The 15,621-nt window shown below is 60.7% G+C and carries 18 protein-coding genes; 14 read left to right on the top strand and 4 right to left on the bottom strand.

All coding sequences use genetic code 11. The features are described from left to right. The 12 genes from mltG (at nt 1) to QZR30_RS26525 (ending at nt 11,380) form a co-directional block, all read left to right on the top strand. A complete protein-coding gene (gene mltG / locus QZR30_RS26580; protein WP_046069147.1) occupies nt 1–1,122 on the top strand; it encodes an endolytic transglycosylase MltG in 1,122 nt (373 codons plus the stop codon). Nucleotides 1,123–1,141: 19 nt separating this feature from the next. Next, nucleotides 1,142–1,774: a dTMP kinase gene (gene tmk / locus QZR30_RS26575; RefSeq protein WP_046069146.1), complete on the top strand. Its 633-nt coding sequence runs from the start codon at nt 1,142–1,144 to the stop codon at nt 1,772–1,774. After that, nucleotides 1,767–2,756, top strand: a complete 990-nt coding sequence (locus tag QZR30_RS26570) for a DNA polymerase III subunit delta' (RefSeq protein ID WP_046069145.1) — start codon at nt 1,767–1,769, stop codon at nt 2,754–2,756. Before tmk ends, QZR30_RS26570 begins: the two co-directional genes overlap by 8 nt. Before the next feature lie 64 nt (nt 2,757–2,820). Next, nucleotides 2,821–3,609, top strand: a complete 789-nt coding sequence (locus tag QZR30_RS26565; protein ID WP_046069144.1) for a TatD family hydrolase — start codon at nt 2,821–2,823, stop codon at nt 3,607–3,609. A gap of 444 nt (nt 3,610–4,053) precedes the next feature. Continuing rightward, nucleotides 4,054–4,719 carry a TetR/AcrR family transcriptional regulator gene (locus QZR30_RS26560; protein ID WP_046069143.1) on the top strand — a complete coding sequence of 222 codons (666 nt, stop codon included), beginning with the start codon at nt 4,054–4,056 and terminating at the stop codon, nt 4,717–4,719. 126 nt (nt 4,720–4,845) lie between these two features. Further along, entirely contained in the window at nt 4,846–5,814 is a 969-nt protein-coding gene (locus QZR30_RS26555; RefSeq protein WP_056846816.1) for a GTP 3',8-cyclase MoaA, read from the top strand. 136 nt (nt 5,815–5,950) lie between these two features. Continuing rightward, nucleotides 5,951–6,556, top strand: coding sequence for a DUF4823 domain-containing protein (locus QZR30_RS26550; RefSeq protein ID WP_046069142.1), 606 nt, complete (start codon nt 5,951–5,953; stop codon nt 6,554–6,556). 16 nt (nt 6,557–6,572) lie between these two features. After that, a complete protein-coding gene (locus QZR30_RS26545; RefSeq protein WP_046069141.1) occupies nt 6,573–7,133 on the top strand; it encodes a DUF1285 domain-containing protein in 561 nt (186 codons plus the stop codon). A 70-nt stretch (nt 7,134–7,203) separates the two neighbouring features. Next, nucleotides 7,204–7,917 (top strand): GntR family transcriptional regulator, encoded by a 714-nt coding sequence (locus QZR30_RS26540; protein ID WP_311904623.1) that lies wholly within the window; start codon nt 7,204–7,206, stop codon nt 7,915–7,917. Beyond that, nucleotides 7,914–8,915, top strand: coding sequence for an ADP-ribosylglycohydrolase family protein (locus tag QZR30_RS26535; protein WP_046069139.1), 1,002 nt, complete (start codon nt 7,914–7,916; stop codon nt 8,913–8,915). Before QZR30_RS26540 ends, QZR30_RS26535 begins: the two co-directional genes overlap by 4 nt. 88 nt (nt 8,916–9,003) lie before the next feature. Further along, nucleotides 9,004–10,470: a purine-cytosine permease family protein gene (locus QZR30_RS26530; protein WP_046069138.1), complete on the top strand. Its 1,467-nt coding sequence runs from the start codon at nt 9,004–9,006 to the stop codon at nt 10,468–10,470. Next, the gene (locus QZR30_RS26525; protein ID WP_056846814.1) at nt 10,463–11,380 is read left to right on the top strand and encodes a PfkB family carbohydrate kinase; all 918 of its coding nucleotides are present in this window, start codon (nt 10,463–10,465) and stop codon (nt 11,378–11,380) included. The genes QZR30_RS26530 and QZR30_RS26525 overlap by 8 nt, the downstream gene beginning before the upstream one ends. 116 nt (nt 11,381–11,496) lie before the next feature. On the opposite strand, the gene QZR30_RS26520 is transcribed toward QZR30_RS26525, so the two are convergent. The 4 genes from QZR30_RS26520 to QZR30_RS26505 are packed head-to-tail and all read right to left on the bottom strand — an operon-like array spanning nt 11,497 to nt 13,879. Then, nucleotides 11,497–11,877 (bottom strand): Rho termination factor N-terminal domain-containing protein, encoded by a 381-nt coding sequence (locus QZR30_RS26520; RefSeq protein ID WP_043050076.1) that lies wholly within the window; start codon nt 11,875–11,877, stop codon nt 11,497–11,499. A gap of 50 nt (nt 11,878–11,927) precedes the next feature. Continuing rightward, nucleotides 11,928–12,194 (bottom strand): hypothetical protein, encoded by a 267-nt coding sequence (locus QZR30_RS26515; RefSeq protein WP_043050075.1) that lies wholly within the window; start codon nt 12,192–12,194, stop codon nt 11,928–11,930. A 51-nt stretch (nt 12,195–12,245) separates the two neighbouring features. Continuing rightward, a complete protein-coding gene (locus tag QZR30_RS26510; RefSeq protein ID WP_046069135.1) occupies nt 12,246–12,596 on the bottom strand; it encodes a hypothetical protein in 351 nt (116 codons plus the stop codon). Further along, entirely contained in the window at nt 12,593–13,879 is a 1,287-nt protein-coding gene (locus tag QZR30_RS26505) for an MFS transporter (RefSeq protein ID WP_235577304.1), read from the bottom strand. Before QZR30_RS26505 ends, QZR30_RS26510 begins: the two co-directional genes overlap by 4 nt. Nucleotides 13,880–14,067: 188 nt before the next feature. Between QZR30_RS26505 and QZR30_RS26500 the strand changes: the two genes are divergently transcribed. Both QZR30_RS26500 and QZR30_RS26495 read left to right on the top strand, forming a co-directional pair. After that, the gene (locus tag QZR30_RS26500; protein WP_043050118.1) at nt 14,068–14,547 is read left to right on the top strand and encodes a GNAT family N-acetyltransferase; all 480 of its coding nucleotides are present in this window, start codon (nt 14,068–14,070) and stop codon (nt 14,545–14,547) included. 148 nt (nt 14,548–14,695) lie between these two features. After that, the gene (locus QZR30_RS26495) at nt 14,696–15,517 is read left to right on the top strand and encodes an SDR family oxidoreductase (protein ID WP_046069134.1); all 822 of its coding nucleotides are present in this window, start codon (nt 14,696–14,698) and stop codon (nt 15,515–15,517) included. The last annotated feature ends 104 nt before the right edge of the window (nt 15,518–15,621 follow it).

Here is a 15,621-nt window from a genome sequence, read left to right as displayed (position 1 = left end):
TTGATACGAAAACTGGTGTTACTGCTGCAGATCAGCCTGGTCTCGGCGGCGTTGCTCGTGGGCTTTTCGGCCTGGAAACTCGACTCTGCCCTCAAGCAGCCCTTGAAGCTGTCCCAGGAGCAGTTGCTCGACGTACCGGCTGGCGCTACCCCGACGGGCACCTTCAATCGTCTGGAAGCTGACGGTGTGCTCGACGATGCCTTCTGGCTGCGCCTGTACTGGCGTTTCAATCTCGAAGGCCAGCCACTGCACAGCGGTGAATACCGCATGACTCCCGGTCTTACCGCCGAGGGACTGATTGGCCTGTGGCAACGTGGCGAAGTGGTGCAGTACAGCCTGACGCTGGTGGAAGGCTGGAATTTCCGCCAGGTGCGCATGGCCCTGGCCAAGCACGAAAAGATCGTGCAGACCCTTCCAGGGCTGACTGACAGTGAAGTAATGGAAAAGCTCGGCCACCCGGGTGTATTCCCCGAGGGGCGTTTCTTCCCCGACACTTATCGCTTCGTGCGCGGTATGACCGATGTCGAATTCCTGAAAAAAGCCTACAACCGCCTCGACGATGTCCTCGCTCAGGAGTGGAGCAAGCGTGCCGCCGATGTGCCGTACACCGACCCTTATCAGGCGCTGATCATGGCGTCCCTGGTGGAGAAGGAGACCGGTGTACCGCAAGAGCGTGGGCAGATCGCTGGTGTGTTTGTGCGTCGCATGAAGATCGGCATGTTGCTGCAGACCGATCCGACTGTGATCTACGGCCTGGGTGAACGCTACAACGGCAAGTTGACCCGCGCCCACCTCAAGGAAGCCAACCCTTACAATACCTACATGATAGCCGGCCTGCCGCCGACACCCATCGCCATGGTCGGTCGCGAGGCCATCCACGCGGCGCTGAACCCGGAACCGGGCAGCAGCCTGTATTTCGTCGCCCGTGGCGATGGCAGCCATATTTTCTCGGATAACCTGGATGCGCATAATGCCGCCGTGCGCGAGTTCCAGCTCAAGCGGCGTGCCGACTACCGCTCCAGCCCGGCGCCGGTGGTGAAACCACTGGACGACGCAGCCCCACCCGGCGACGCACCGACCGAGCCCGCGCCGGACACTATCGTGCCGCAAAGCCCGCAATGACTCTGACTAAGGACTGCCCGTGACTGGCTTGTTTATTACCCTGGAAGGCCCGGAAGGCGCCGGCAAAAGCACGAACCGTGACTACCTGGCCGAGCGCCTGCGTGCTCAGGGCATCGAAGTGGTGCTGACCCGTGAACCGGGTGGTACGCCACTGGCCGAGCGGATTCGCGACGTCCTGTTGGCCCCGGGTGACGAGCAGATGAACCCGGACACCGAGCTGCTGCTGGTATTTGCCGCCCGTGCCCAGCACCTGGCCGAAGTAATCCGCCCGGCCCTGGCACGCGGTGCGGTGGTGATCTGTGATCGTTTCACCGATTCCACCTACGCCTACCAGGGTGGTGGCCGAGGCTTGTGCCTGGAACGCATCGCTACCCTGGAAACCTTCGTGCAGGGGGATTTGCGCCCCGATCTGACCCTGCTGTTCGACCTGCCGGTGGAAGTGGGCATGGCTCGCGCCAGTGCCCGGGGGCGCCTGGATCGTTTCGAGTTGGAGGGGCAGGCATTTTTCGAAGCTGTGCGCAGCGCTTTCCTGCAGCGTACCAAGGCTGAGCCTGCGCGTTATCACCTGCTGGACGCCGCCCAGCCGCTGGCCCGGGTGCAACAGGCCATCGACGCACTGTTGCCGACACTGTTGGAGCGCACCCGTGGCTGAGTCCTACCCATGGCAGGACAGCCTCTGGCAGCAACTGGCCGGGCGTGCCCAGCACGCCCATGCCTATTTGCTGCATGGGCCGGTGGGCATCGGTAAACGCCACCTCGCCGAGCGCCTGATGGCCAGCCTGTTGTGCCAGCGCCCGGTCGATCTGCAGGCGTGCGGTGAGTGCAAATCCTGCCTGCTGCTCAAGGCTGGCAGTCACCCGGACAACTATGTGCTGGAACCCGAGGAAGCGGACAAAGCGATCAAGGTCGACCAGGTGCGTGACCTGGTCAGCTTCGTGGTGCAGACCGCGCAGATGGGCGGGCGCAAAGTGGTGTTGATCGAGCCGGTCGAGGCGATGAACATCAACGCCGCTAACGCCTTGCTCAAAAGCCTCGAAGAACCCTCCGGCGATACCGTGTTGTTGCTGGTAAGCCATCAGTCCAGCCGCTTGTTGCCGACTATTCGCAGCCGCTGCGTGCAGCAGGCATGCCCATTGCCGAGCGAGGCCATGAGCTTGCAATGGCTGGCGCAGGCATTGCCGGAGTGCACCGCAGAAGAACGCGTCGAATTACTGACCCTGGCGGCCGGTTCGCCCTTGGCGGCAGTCAAGCTGCAAGCCCAGGGCGTGCGTGAGCAGCGGGCGTTGGTCGTGGATGGCGTGAAGAAGCTGCTCAAGCAGGAGCTGTCCGCCACGCAACTGGCCGAAGGCGCCTGGAAGGATATCCCCCTGTTGCTGTTGTTCGACTGGTTCTGCGACTGGTCCAGCCTGATCTTGCGCTACCAGCTGACCCAGGATGAAAACGGCCTGGGCCTGGCGGATATGCGCAAGGTCGTGCAATACCTGGCGCAGAAAAGTGCCCAGGACAAAGTGCTGAACATCCAGGACTGGATTCTTGCGCAGCGCCAGAAGGTGCTCGGCAAGGCTAACCTCAACCGCGTGCTGTTGCTCGAGGCGCTGCTGGTGCAGTGGGTCGGCCTGCTCGGGCGGCGTTAATTTCCGTGGCCGACGGGTGTATCGTGGGCCAGACCCTTTTCGTGACTTAAAGCCCTGACTCCCTATGCTCGTAGATTCCCATTGCCACCTTGATCGCCTCGACCTTGCCCAGCACGGCGGTTCCCTCGACGCCGCCCTTGAAGCTGCCCGCCAGCGTGGAGTAGGCCACTTCCTGTGTATCGGTGTCAGCGCTGAGAACGCCGCCGACGTCAAGGCCCTGGCTGAGCGCTACACGGACGTGGATTGCTCCGTGGGTATCCACCCGCTGGATCTCAAGCCCGGCGAAGCCCCGGCCCTCGATTGGCTATTGGGCGAACTCAACCACCCACGGGTGGTAGCCATCGGTGAAACCGGCCTGGACTACCACTACGAGCCCGAAGCCGCCGAGTTGCAGCAGGCCTCGTTCCGCCTGCACCTGCAAGCTGCCCGACAGACCGGCAAGCCGGTGATCGTCCACACCCGTGGCGCACGGGCCGATACCTTGGCGCTGCTGCGTGAAGCCGCGCTGCCACAGGCCGGAGTGCTGCATTGCTTTACTGAAGATTGGGACATGGCCAAGGCCGCCCTGGACCTGGGGTTCTATATTTCCCTGTCGGGTATCGTCACCTTTCGCAATGCCGACGCGCTGCGTGACGTAGCCCGCCAAGTGCCGGCCGACCGCCTGCTGGTGGAAACCGACTCGCCCTACCTGGCGCCTATCCCCCATCGCGGCAAGCCGAACCTGCCGGAATATGTGCGTGACGTGGCTGACTACCTGGCAATGCTGCGCGGCGAGTCCTACGAGCATTTTGCCGAGCAAACTACCGAGAACTTCAAGCGACTGTTTCCGCTGGCCCATGTAGCAGTTGGATAAACGCTCGAATTCCAGGCAAAAAAAACCCGGGTTCTGGGGGGGGAATCCGGGCTAAGACCATTAGGAGTAAAACAAGGGCACACAGTCCGTCGGTACCCAGGTCGACGCGTCACTTGGGGGAGATGTCGCGCCGACAGTTGAAGTATTGATCACTATCTCATTCAGTCCAGTCGGATCTGATCGTTTTTTAAACAGATTTGGAATACGCCCGCTTCTCTTGAGTTCTCATTGCTCAGGTGGGCAGGTTCAGGTGATACGTATTATTTCTGACTGATAGAGGCAGGATCGTTGGCGCATTGAAAGTTATGTGCCTGGCGGGTTCACATAGACATTGCCCAACGACCGTTCAGTCGGGATAATCCCTCGCATCGGGTAAATCGTATCGCCACGTATCTGTGGCCCTGCGCAACCCTCCCTATTCCGACCTTTGCAGACCTCTTCCTCATGCACAAAGAACCCCGTAAGGTCCGTGAGTTTCGCCGCCGTGAGCAGGAAATTCTCGACACTGCACTCAAGTTATTCCTCGACCAGGGCGAAGACAGTGTCACCGTCGAGATGATCGCGGATGCCGTGGGTATCGGCAAAGGCACAATCTACAAGCACTTCAAGTCCAAGGCCGAGATCTACCTGCGCCTGATGCTCGATTACGAGCGTGACTTGAACGAGTTGCTGCACTCGGCCGACGTCGACAAAGACAAGGAAGCCCTGTCCCGCGCTTACTTCGAGTTCCGCATGCGTGACCCGCAACGCTACCGCCTGTTCGACCGCCTGGAAGAGAAGGTGGTCAAAGGTCACCAGGTGCCGGAAATGGTCGAGGAGCTTCACAAGATCCGCGCCTCGAACTTCGAACGCCTAACGCTGCTGATCAAGGGCCGTATCAGTGAAGGCAAGCTCGAAGACGTTCCGCCGTATTTCCACTACTGCGCCGCCTGGGCTTTGGTGCATGGCGCCGTGGCGTTGTACCACTCGCCGTTCTGGAGCAATGTGCTGGAAGATCAGGAAGGCTTCTTCCAGTTCCTGATGGACATCGGTGTGCGCATGGGCAACAAGCGCAAGCACAGCACTGAACTGCCAGGCGCTGAAAAGAGTGGTGAAACCCCGGCTACGTAAGTCATTCGCCAATGATTTACTGCCAGGCGCAGTACCCCAGGAATATACTCAGGCAAGGACCTTGCTAAAAGCTGATTTATAAGTCAGCTTTTAGTGCGCCCGAATTATCCTCTGCCGGAGTGATCCATGATCGTTGATCGTCAAGGCAGGCGTTTTCGCAATTTGCGAATCAGCCTGACCTCAGCCTGCAATTACGCGTGTACCTATTGCGTGCCAAATGGCAAGCGGCTGGTGGCTGCCCAAGACGAACTTTCGGCCGAGGCCATGGCTCGGGGGGTGGCTTACCTGATCGAAGCAGCCGGTATCGAGCGCTTGCGCATTACCGGCGGTGAACCGCTGGTCAGCCCCAAGTTGGAAGCTTTCATGGGCGCGGTAGGGCAGATGGGCCTCAGCGACATCAGCCTGACCACCAACGGCCAACTGTTGGCGCGCAAGTTGCCGTTGCTGTTGACCGCCGGCATTCGACGCATCAATGTTTCCCTCGATACCCTGGACGCCGATGCCTTCCGCAGCATCGCCCGTGGCGGCGACCTGGTCACCGTGCTCGACGGCATGGACCAGGCCAGCGCTGCCGGGATCAAGATCAAGGTCAACATGGTGCCGTTGCGCGGCCAGAACCTGGACCAGGTGATGCCGCTGCTCGATTACTGCCTGGAGCGCGGCTACGAGCTGCGTTTTATCGAACTGATGCGCATGGGCCACCTGGCCAAGGACTCCAACGCGTTCCTGCAACAGTTCGTCAGCTTGCAACAACTGCTCAGCCTGATCGGCGAACACCACGAATACTTGCAAGCCAATGCGCCCGTCGACGCCACAGCAGTGCGCTACGAAGTGCCGGGCAAGGGCTTCTTCGGCGTGATCGCCAACGAAAGCGTGCCGTTCTGCCGCACCTGTTCGCGGCTGCGCTTGTCCTCCACTGGATGGCTGCATGGGTGCCTTTCATCGAGCAATCGCCACTACGTCGGTGACTTGCTCGATCAGCCGCGCCACCAGGCATTGCCGGCCCTGCAGGGCTTGCTGATGAAGGCCCTGGGCGACAAACAGGAAGTAGCGTTTTCTGGCGGCGCGACGGTCATGAAGATCATCGGCGGCTAATGTAGATCTTCCGAGTTCACACAAATGAATGTGGGGGCTCGCTCCCACATTTGATTGGGGGCGCTGCTCAATGGCGCGGATTCTGCATCTCACCCCCATTCGCCGGTTTTCCGTCACCGGCTTCTGGAGGATTAGGATGCGTAGTCTGGTTTTGCTGCTGGCGTTGTTGGCCCTGGGCGGTTGCATGACCGTCAGCGATATGGCCGAAGGCACCCGCTATCAGATGAGCGACGCCGGGTTGCTCGACCACAGCGATACCCGGCGTACTGCCTCAGTGCGCATACAGCCGGACTCCTTTGTGTTTATCGCCCAGGGCGCCTTCGTACCGCCGGGCAGTGCGTATCCGCGGCCTAACGTGGTAGCCGAGGAGGCGTTCAACGGCTTCGTCGAATATTTCCCGATGGTGCGTCGTGCGCGCCAACCGGAAGGTCTTGAGCAGGCCATGGCCGAAGCCCGCGAGGCGGGTGCCCACTACTTGCTGTATTGCCGTTTTGCGGCAGCCGATGACCGTATCGGCAATGCCGACGAATGGACTGACCAGCAAGCCCTGGACCGCCTGGGGCTGGACAGCGGCGTGATCCAAGTCATGTTGATCGAGACCAGCACCCAGTATTTGATCGATACTGCCCGAATTCGCAGTCGTGGCGGTTTACTGACGTTCCACGACACATCACCACAAGATCTGATTGCCCGTCCCCTGGCGCAATACGCCCGAGGCTTGTTGGGCATGAGCAATCAGTAGACCTGAGGAGAACCCCATGACCGATTCCGCCAAGGCCAATGATCTATTGGCCCAACTGCCCAAGGGCAAGGGACCGGCGCCGGTGCACCTGTGGAACCCGGATTTCTGCGGCGATATCGACATGCGCATCGCCCGCGACGGCACTTGGTTCTATCAAGGCACGCCCATCGGGCGCAAGCCGATGGTCAAGTTGTTCTCCAACATCATCCGCCGCGATGGCGATGACTATTTTCTGGTCACCCCGGTGGAAAAAGTCGGGATAACCGTCGATGACGCGCCGTTTGTCGCCGTCACCCTGGACGTGCAAGGGCAGGGCGAGAGTCAATTACTGCGCTTTACCACCAATGTCGATGAGCAGGTCGAGGCCGGCCTCGAGCACCCTCTGCGGGTGGTGATCGACCCCGACACCCAGGAACCTGCGCCCTATCTGCGGGTGCGCGCTAATCTTGAAGCCCTGGTGCACCGCAATGCCTTCTATCAATTGGTGGAGCTGGCGGTGAGCCGTCCGATAAACGGTCAGAACTGGCTTGGCGTATGGAGCGGCGGGGTTTTTTTCCCCATTGGCCTGGAACCTTGAAGCCGATTTTGTCTTTGTTCTGAAATAATTCCCTTGCCGGGAATGGGTGCTTTCGGTTATCAATTTGTACATGATTAGACATGTCCGATTTGATAAGAAAAAACGCGTCGTCGACGAACTCATTCGCCGTATCGAGGGTGGAGTGATGGCCGACGGTTTCCTGCTGCCGGGCGAGCACCAACTGGCCGAGGAGTTTGCAGTCAGCCGTGGCACGTTGCGCGAAGCGCTGGCCGAGCTTAAACGTCGTCACTACATCGCGACCCAAAGCGGTGTCGGCTCCATCGTCACCTTTGACGGCATGGTGCTGGACCAGCGTAGCGGTTGGGCTCAGGCCCTGGCGGATACGGGGGCGCAGGTGTCCACCGAGATCCTGCGCTTCGAGGCCGTGACCCGTGCGGACCTGTTGAGCCGTTTCGGCACCGAGCAATTCATCGCCCTTGACCGCCTGCGCCGCGCTGCCGACGGGACCCCGGTATCTCTGGAACGCTCGCTGATGCCCGCCGTCGGCGACCTGGAAAGCCTGCCGCGCATCGGCCTGATCGACAATTCCTTGACCATCACCCTGGCGGCCTACGGCTATGTGGGCGCCGATGGCGACCAATGGATCGGTGCCGAGCCCCTCAGCGACGAAGACGCCGAACGGCTCGGGCGGCCGATCGGCACGGTCTTTCTCAAAGCCTCGCGCACCACCTATGACCGTCGCGAGCGTTTCATGGAGCATGTTGAGAGCCTGCTCGACCCTGTGCACTTTCGCCTGCACCTGCAATTCGGAGCGTCGAAATGACAGCAGAACATCGCGCACTTGGTGCCTTCTACGGCTTGGCCCTGGGCGATGCCTTGGGCATGCCCACCCAGTCGTTGAGCCGGGAGCAGGTACGCCAGCGTTTCGGAGCCATCACCGCCCTGGAAGATGCGGGCGCCGACCAGCCCATCGCCCCGAACATGCCTGCCGGCTCCATTACCGATGACACCGAGCAAGCCATCCTGGTCGCCGAGTTGTTGGTGCAAGGCCAGGGTCAGATCGAACCCACGGTGCTGGCTCAGCGCCTGATCGATTGGGAGGCTGTGATGCGCGCCAAGGGTTCCCAGGACTTGCTCGGGCCGTCGACCAAACGTGCCATCGACATGATCCTGGCCGGCCACACCGCGGCAGAGTCGGGGCGCTACGGCACCACCAATGGCGCGGCCATGCGCATCACGCCAGTGGGCATCGCGGCCGATGTCAGCGATCCGGAGCCATTTATCCGGGCGGTGATCCAGGCTTGCCAGGTCACCCATAACACCAGCCTGGGCATTTCCAGCGCAGCAGCCGTGGCGGCGGTGGTCTCGGCCGGCATCAACGGAGTGGACCTGGGAGAAGCCCTGAACATCGGCACCCAGATTGCGCAGCGGGCCGAAAACCACGGCCATTGGATCGCCGGGGGGCGCATTTCCACGCGCATCAGCTGGGCGCGCACCCTGAGCGTTGGCAGTGGTGATACAGCGCTGTTTGCGGACCTGCTCTATGAATTGATCGGCACGTCGGTCGCCTCCCAGGAGTCGGTGGTGGTGTCGTTCGCCCTCGCGCAGCAAGTGGCGTCGGGCGAGATGAATGCCTTCGAGGCCCTGTGCCTGGCTGCCAGCCTGGGAGGCGACACCGACACCATCGCCGCGATCCTCGGCGCCATGCTGGGGGCGTGCCTGGGCATGCAATGCTGGCCCGAGGCGCTGATCGAGCAGGTCAAGCAGGTCAATGGCCTTGAGTTGTGGCCGCTGGTTCAAGAACTGCTCAAATTGCGTTGAGCAGCACAAGTCAAAGAAGACCGGGATACCGCTGCACATTGCACATCTGCCACAACCACAATAATACAGGCATCAGGAGCACCCCCTCATGAGCAGCACCTCTTCCGGCCAGGGGGCCGGGCAATTGGAAACACGCGGTATCGAGCCGGTCCCTGAAAGCGAATGCAACGGCCACCCGCTGCAGCTGTTCTGGGTATGGTTCGCCGCCAATATCAGCATCCTCGGTTTGCCGCTGGGCGCGACCCTCGTGGCGTTTCGTGGCCTGGCCATCTGGCAGGCGATCATCGTTGCGATCCTTGGCGCCGCCGGCTCCTTTGCGGTGGTGGGGATTATTTCCATCGCCGGTCGCCGAGGTCGCGCGCCCAGCCTGACCCTGTCCCGCGCCATCTTCGGTGTACGCGGCAATATCGGCCCAACCCTGGTCTCGCTGATGTCGCGCCTGGGCTGGGAAACCGTCAACACCACCACCGCCGCCTTTGTGCTGTTGTCGTTGTGTTCGATCCTGTTCGGTTCGCCAGTGGCGGCGAAAAGCGCGCCGCTGTTGACCCTGGTCTTTATCGCTATCTTCGTGCTACTGACCCTGGCCGTTTCCGGTCTCGGCCATGCCACCTTGCTGGTGATCCAGAAGTGGGCCACCTACGTATTCGGCGGCTTGAACATCCTGGTGGGTGGATTCCTCTGTGCCACCATCGACTGGAGCGCGGTGTTCAACGCCACCCCAGCGCCGCTGAGCGCAATGATCATCGGTGTCGGCACCATGGCCGCAGGTACGGGGATCGGTTGGGCCAACGCCGGTGCCGACATGTCGCGCTACCAGCACCGCAGCGTCAAGGCCGTGCGCCTGGTGGCGTCCGCCGCGTTTGGCGCGGGTATTCCGCTGGTGCTGCTGATCACTCTTGGCGGCCTGCTGTCGGTGGGTAACAATGACCTGGCGTCGGCCACCGACCCGATCATCGCGATCCGCGACATGCTGCCGACCTGGATGGCCGTGCCATACCTGATTACGGCGTTCGGCGGCTTGTTGCTGTCGAACAACCTGTCAGTGTATTCCGCCGGTCTCACCACACTGACCCTGGGCTTGAAGGTCAAGCGCGTGCATGCGGTGATCGTCGATATCGTGGCGATCTTCGCAGGTTCCATCTACTTCATGCTGATCGCCGACAGCTTCTATGGCCCGTTCATTACCTTCATTTCGCTGCTGGCGGTGCCGATCACTGCGTGGGTCGGGATTTTCGTGGTCGACCTGATTCATCGTCACTACTACAGCCCCAAGGACCTGCTGGACGTCAGCCCAAGCAGCGCCTACTGGTATCGCGGCGGCGTGGAATGGCGGGCGTTTGGCGCCTGGGTCGTGGCCATAGTGCTGGGGTTCAGCTTCACCACCATCGGCACCACCGCCGACAACACCTGGTTTGCCGGGCCGTTGTCCGACTCCTGGCTTGGCCATAACGGCCTGGGCTGGATCGTCACGTTCCTGGTGGCTGGCGGAATTTATGCGGTACTGGGCGGCGCGGCCGACCGGCGCGCGGCTTTAGTCGAGAGTCCGAATGTCTAGATTGCTGCACACCGGCCAGGTCATCGTCGACCTGGTCATGGCCCTCGACACCCTGCCGGCAACGGGCGGTGATGTGCTGGCGAAATCCGCCAGTTTCCAAGCCGGCGGTGGCTTTAACGTGATGGCTGCCGCTCGGCGCAATGGCTTGCCGGTGGTGTACCTGGGCCGCCACGGAAACGGGCGCTTCGGCGACCTGGCGCGTGAGGCAATGCAGGCTGAGGGCGTTGAGATGGCCTTGGCGGCCAGCAGCGACAAAGACACCGGCCTGTGTGTGTCCCTGACCGAAGCCAGCACCGAGCGCACATTCATTTCCCATATCGGCGTCGAGGGCGAGCTGAGTGCCGCAGACCTGGCCCGCGCGGTGCCGCGTGCGGATGATTATGTGTATGTCAGTGGTTACAGCTTGCTCCTTGAAGGCAAGGCACAGCCGTTAATTGACTGGCTGTTGGCATTGCCACGAGAGATCGTTGTGGTGTTCGACCCGGGGCCGCTGGTCAAGGCGCCGGATTCAACGTTGATGCGTGGGTTGCTACCGCGTATTGATATCTGGACCAGCAATGGCCCGGAAGCTCTGGCGTTTACCGGGGCGACGGATATCGCCGCCGCGTTGCGCGAACTGAATCGATATTTAGCTGCACAAACGTTGCTCGTAGTACGTGACGGGCCGAATGGCTGCTGGGTGGGACGCACAGGTGAGGTTGAACATGTGCCCGGGTTCAAAGTGCATGCGGTGGACAGTAATGGTGCGGGGGATGCACACGCAGGGGTGTTTATTGCTGGCTTGGCGACGGGTTTGAAGCCGGCTGAAGCAGCACGCCGGGCTAATGCGGCGGCGGCGTTGGCAGTGACTCGTTGGGGACCGGCTACTTGTCCAGGCGCAGCCGACGTTGATGCACTAGTTTCCAGGTAAACATAGATCCAAATGTGGGAGAGGGCTTGCCCCCGATAGCTGAGTGTCAGTCAATACATCTGTTGACTGGTCCACTGCAATCGGAGGCAAACCCCCTGCCACATTTTGATTGGTGTTTAGCCTGCTTTTTTCAGCGCTTGGATCAACTCATCCTTGCGCATGGTCGAGCGCCCGGGGATATTTTTGGCCCGCGCTTCCTTCATCAGGCTTTCCTTGGTTTGCGTACCCAGCGAGGCCCGGCTGCTGCGCGGGTGTCCTTCACGGCTGGCCGCCGCACGCTTGGACGACTCATGCCGATCCTCGGCTTTCTTCGCCGGGGCCTTGCGCCGGCCCGAACCACCGGCTTTTTCACCGCCGCCAGACTGCTTGTTGACGGTGGCCCAGGCACGGGCTTCGGCTTCTTCCTTGGATAATCCCTTGTGCTCATAACTGTCTTCGATATGAGCGGCCTTGCGTTTCTGTTCGGTGGTGTATTTGGCTTTGCTTCCACGAGGCATCGCTAAAACTCCTGCTGGCCCCTGTTACCAGGGGCCAGCCCAGAAATGGATTACTGAGAGACTGCACCGTCCAGCTTGCGCGCCTCATCCACACCCGAGGCAGTCAGCTTGATCGGCAGGTTCAACGAGTATTCACCGGCGTCATCGGTGGTCACATGCCCATCCTTGATCAATCCGCGGTCCTGCAGGAACGCCAAGACACTGGCGACCTCCTTTTCACCGCGGTAATTGTCCAGCACCTCCTTGCCCAAGCCTTGCGGATGGGCGTGCAGCAGACGGGTGAGGACTTCTTTTTCAAGGTTTCTATCGACGTTCATGTGTACCTCTTCACTGGGAAATGGTCGGGTGTCGGTCGTACTACGGGTATCTCAAGGCGCGGGTTGTTTCGGCGCACCTGGGACGTTTGAGTCATCCCCTTTGTTGATTTTCGGCTCATTGTTAGTGGTGCCGGGACCCATCTTGCCGTTGCCGACGGCAGCCGGCGCCTGGCGCTGGGTGTCGTTGCCCTTGGTGCGTGGGTCCGCGCCGTTGTCGATGATCGCGCCACCATTGGTATCAAGGCCGGTGCCCATTGAATCCTGGGATTCCTGGGTGGCGGGGCTAGGCGGGCTACCGACTGGATCAGTCTTGCCGGTAGATGATGTGGCGGCAAACGCGCCCAGGGATGCGGCGGACAACAGGCCGGCGAGGGCGAGGGCAGACAATTTGGAATTTTTCATGAGGGTGTCTCCATATGATTAATGTCCTTACCCTGTATTGGTCCCCCCTCATTCGGTGATCGTGCCTTGATGTCGACGAACGGTATCAATTCGCCTGTATTCGTTTTATGTGCCCAAACGCTGCGCGTTATCAGGCGAAGTGCGGCGATTGCCCAATTGAGTGCGGCGATAACCAGTACGCTCAGCATCATTGCCCAAAGACCGTAATCGACAATGATCTTGCCCGCGAGCCAGGGAAACCCGAAGACGCCGACAAAGTACGCCATGCTGAACAGCAATAACGCCTGGGACGTGGTGCCACTGGGTGCCTCATTGGCCACCAGCCCATTGATCACCGAATACGTCAGGCCATACCCGACCCCCAAAATAGCGGCGGCCAGCAAATAGCTGAGGTTGCCGCTCACACCAAATGCAAACAGCGCGATCGCACCGAGCATTATCCCGGACAACACGCAGGCAGCCTGATAGGCATCGCGCTTGACCACAAAACCGGCGACCAGCAGACGGCTGGTGATCGCTGCCGTCAGGAAGCCGGCAAAGAACAATGAGTAGTCCAGCCCATGGGCAGCGGCGTAGCTGGTCTGGAACGATGACAGCCCACCAAATACGCAACCACCCAGGCCGACCATCAGGATGGCGAACACCGCTTTGGACGACAGTACGCGGCGGCTAGCGAACCAGGTGATCCTCGACGCAGGCACATTCGCATGCCCCTTGAGCAGGGCGCCCATGCGCCAGAACATCACCACGCCGGCAAGGCTGGCCAGACCGGCGATATAGAACGCAGTCGTCAGGGGCAGGTCCAGCGCAATGGCGGCGCGCCCTAGTAAAGGGCCGGAGCCTATTCCGCTCAACATACTGCCCGACAGCAGGGCGAAATACCTGGCACGCTGGCAGGGTTCTACCAGCAGAGTCACGATGATCGGGCCCAGGGTATAGAACACGCCCCAGCCCAGACCCAGAGACAGCCCGAACAGCATCAAGCCCTGACCAAACCCAGGCGTCAGGGCGAACCCCAGGCAGGCCAACACCAGCAATACGCCGGCGCTCGCAATTGCTCGCGCCGCGCCCAGCGCATCCGCCAAATGCCCGGAAAGAAGCACCGCCACAAAAGTGCTGAGCATTGCCGTGGCAATCACACTGCCAGCGTCGTGCTCATTGCCGCCGCGTGAATGAATCAGCAGCGACAGCAAAAAGGTCGAGCCATAGGAGAGCGACAGCAGGAAACTGGCGAGGCAGAACAGCGCGAAAGTCTTTGCGCCGACTGGAGACGTGGCGTGCATGAGCAGGACCTGATCGTTGGATTTATGCCAACTGTTTACCATGGGTATCCAGCGGGATTGTTCTGTGTTTGCCGGTGCTGGCATCCCGGTGCAGCGGAGTAAAACATGCTCCTGGGTATGAAATTGCGCTGCAATCGGTCACTGAACCGCCTTAGTATGTGGGCTCTGAATTTACCCAAGGCTTGCCCATGACCATCGAGATTCGCCCCGCCGTGCCCAGCGATGCTGCGCAGATCCTGACCTTTATCACCGAGCTGGCCGAGTACGAGAAAGCCCGGCATGAGGTGATCGCCAGCGTGGTGGATATCGAACGCAGCCTGTTCAGCGAAGGTGCCACGGCCCATGGCCTGATGTGTCTGCGCGACGGCCTGCCGATTGGTTTTGCGGTGTTCTTTTTCAGCTATTCCACTTGGCTGGGCAGCAACTGCCTGTACCTGGAAGACCTTTATATCAACCCGGAACAACGTGGCGGCGGGGCGGGCAAGAAGTTGCTGCGCCACTTGGCCAAGATCGCCTGTGACAATGGTTGCGGTCGCTTTGAATGGAGCGTGCTGGACTGGAACGAGCCGGCAATCGCCTTCTATAAGTCCATCGGCGCCCAGCCGCAGGAAGAGTGGGTGCGCTATCGTATGGAAGGTGATGCGCTGAGGGATTTTGCCCAAGGCTGACGGTCTTCGGAACCGGCTATGAATGGCCGGTTTTTTTTGCGATTACTCACAATGTGGGATTGAAATTTATATATTGAGATATTTCAAGATCTAGGTTTATAGTCGCCTGCATCAGCACTCACTATCAAAAAATAAAACAGGTGAAGCGATGCAGGCACAACCGTTGTCACTACCCGCGGTGCCCGAGCCGACTTACGGCGAGCGTTTGAAGAACAAGGTAGTGATCGTCACCGGCGCTGCCCAAGGCATTGGCGAAGCGATTGTCGCCTGCTTCCAGGCCCAGCAGGCGCGTTTGGTGATTGCCGATATCCAGGGCGAAAAAATCGAGAAGATCGCCGCCCATTGGCGCGAACGCGGTGCGCAGATCCATGCCCAGCCCGTCGATATCACCTCCAAGGATCAATGGCGGGCGCTGGTCAACCTGGCGATCGAACGCTTCGGCCGCGTAGATGTGCTGGTCAACTGCGCCGGGGTCAATGTGTTCCGCGACCCCTTGGCGATGACCGACGAAGACTGGCGCCGCTGCTTTGCCATCGACCTCGACGGCGCCTGGTACGGCTGCCGCTCGGTGTTGCCGCACATGATCGAGCAGGGCATCGGCAACATCATCAATATTGCCTCCACCCATTCCAGCCACATCATTCCCGGGTGCTTTCCCTATCCCGTCGCCAAGCATGGCCTGCTCGGCCTTACCCGCGCCCTGGGCATCGAATACGCGTCCAAGGGCATCCGTGTGAATGCCATCGCCCCGGGTTATATCGAAACCCAGCTCAACGTCGACTACTGGAACGGTTTCGCCGACCCTCACGCCGAGCGCCAGCGCGCGTTCGACCTGCACCCGCCCAAGCGCATCGGCCAGCCCATCGAGGTGGCGATGACCGCGCTGTTCCTGGCGACCGACGAGGCGCCCTTTATCAATGCCACCTGCCTGATGATCGATGGCGGGCGGTCGGTGATGTACCACGACTAAAGCGTTTTCCAATAACAAGAAGGAGGTGGTTCATGTTCAAGAAGGCACTCGGGGCTGTGGCGCTGGCGCTGGCGTTCAGCGGCGTTGTATCGGCTGAAGAAGTG

The sequence above is a fragment of the Pseudomonas sp. rhizo25 genome (genome assembly GCF_031931935.1).
Lineage (GTDB): Bacteria > Pseudomonadota > Gammaproteobacteria > Pseudomonadales > Pseudomonadaceae > Aquipseudomonas > Aquipseudomonas synxantha.
This window is presented reverse-complemented; position numbering and strand designations above follow the sequence as displayed.

What these genes read in the sequence shown, in the direction of transcription:
- QZR30_RS26565 (WP_046069144.1), top strand. Translation starts at nt 2,821, where the DNA reads ATGCTCGTAGATTCCCATTGCCACCTTGATCGCCTCGACCTTGCCCAG.
- QZR30_RS26560 (WP_046069143.1), top strand. Translation starts at nt 4,054, where the DNA reads ATGCACAAAGAACCCCGTAAGGTCCGTGAGTTTCGCCGCCGTGAGCAG.
- QZR30_RS26555 (WP_056846816.1), top strand. Translation starts at nt 4,846, where the DNA reads ATGATCGTTGATCGTCAAGGCAGGCGTTTTCGCAATTTGCGAATCAGC.
- QZR30_RS26550 (WP_046069142.1), top strand. Translation starts at nt 5,951, where the DNA reads ATGCGTAGTCTGGTTTTGCTGCTGGCGTTGTTGGCCCTGGGCGGTTGC.
- QZR30_RS26545 (WP_046069141.1), top strand. Translation starts at nt 6,573, where the DNA reads ATGACCGATTCCGCCAAGGCCAATGATCTATTGGCCCAACTGCCCAAG.
- QZR30_RS26540 (WP_311904623.1), top strand. Translation starts at nt 7,204, where the DNA reads ATGATTAGACATGTCCGATTTGATAAGAAAAAACGCGTCGTCGACGAA.
- QZR30_RS26535 (WP_046069139.1), top strand. Translation starts at nt 7,914, where the DNA reads ATGACAGCAGAACATCGCGCACTTGGTGCCTTCTACGGCTTGGCCCTG.
- QZR30_RS26530 (WP_046069138.1), top strand. Translation starts at nt 9,004, where the DNA reads ATGAGCAGCACCTCTTCCGGCCAGGGGGCCGGGCAATTGGAAACACGC.
- QZR30_RS26525 (WP_056846814.1), top strand. Translation starts at nt 10,463, where the DNA reads ATGTCTAGATTGCTGCACACCGGCCAGGTCATCGTCGACCTGGTCATG.
- QZR30_RS26520 (WP_043050076.1), bottom strand. Translation starts at nt 11,877, where the DNA reads ATGCCTCGTGGAAGCAAAGCCAAATACACCACCGAACAGAAACGCAAG.
- QZR30_RS26515 (WP_043050075.1), bottom strand. Translation starts at nt 12,194, where the DNA reads ATGAACGTCGATAGAAACCTTGAAAAAGAAGTCCTCACCCGTCTGCTG.
- QZR30_RS26510 (WP_046069135.1), bottom strand. Translation starts at nt 12,596, where the DNA reads ATGAAAAATTCCAAATTGTCTGCCCTCGCCCTCGCCGGCCTGTTGTCC.
- QZR30_RS26505 (WP_235577304.1), bottom strand. Translation starts at nt 13,879, where the DNA reads ATGCACGCCACGTCTCCAGTCGGCGCAAAGACTTTCGCGCTGTTCTGC.
- QZR30_RS26500 (WP_043050118.1), top strand. Translation starts at nt 14,068, where the DNA reads ATGACCATCGAGATTCGCCCCGCCGTGCCCAGCGATGCTGCGCAGATC.
- QZR30_RS26495 (WP_046069134.1), top strand. Translation starts at nt 14,696, where the DNA reads ATGCAGGCACAACCGTTGTCACTACCCGCGGTGCCCGAGCCGACTTAC.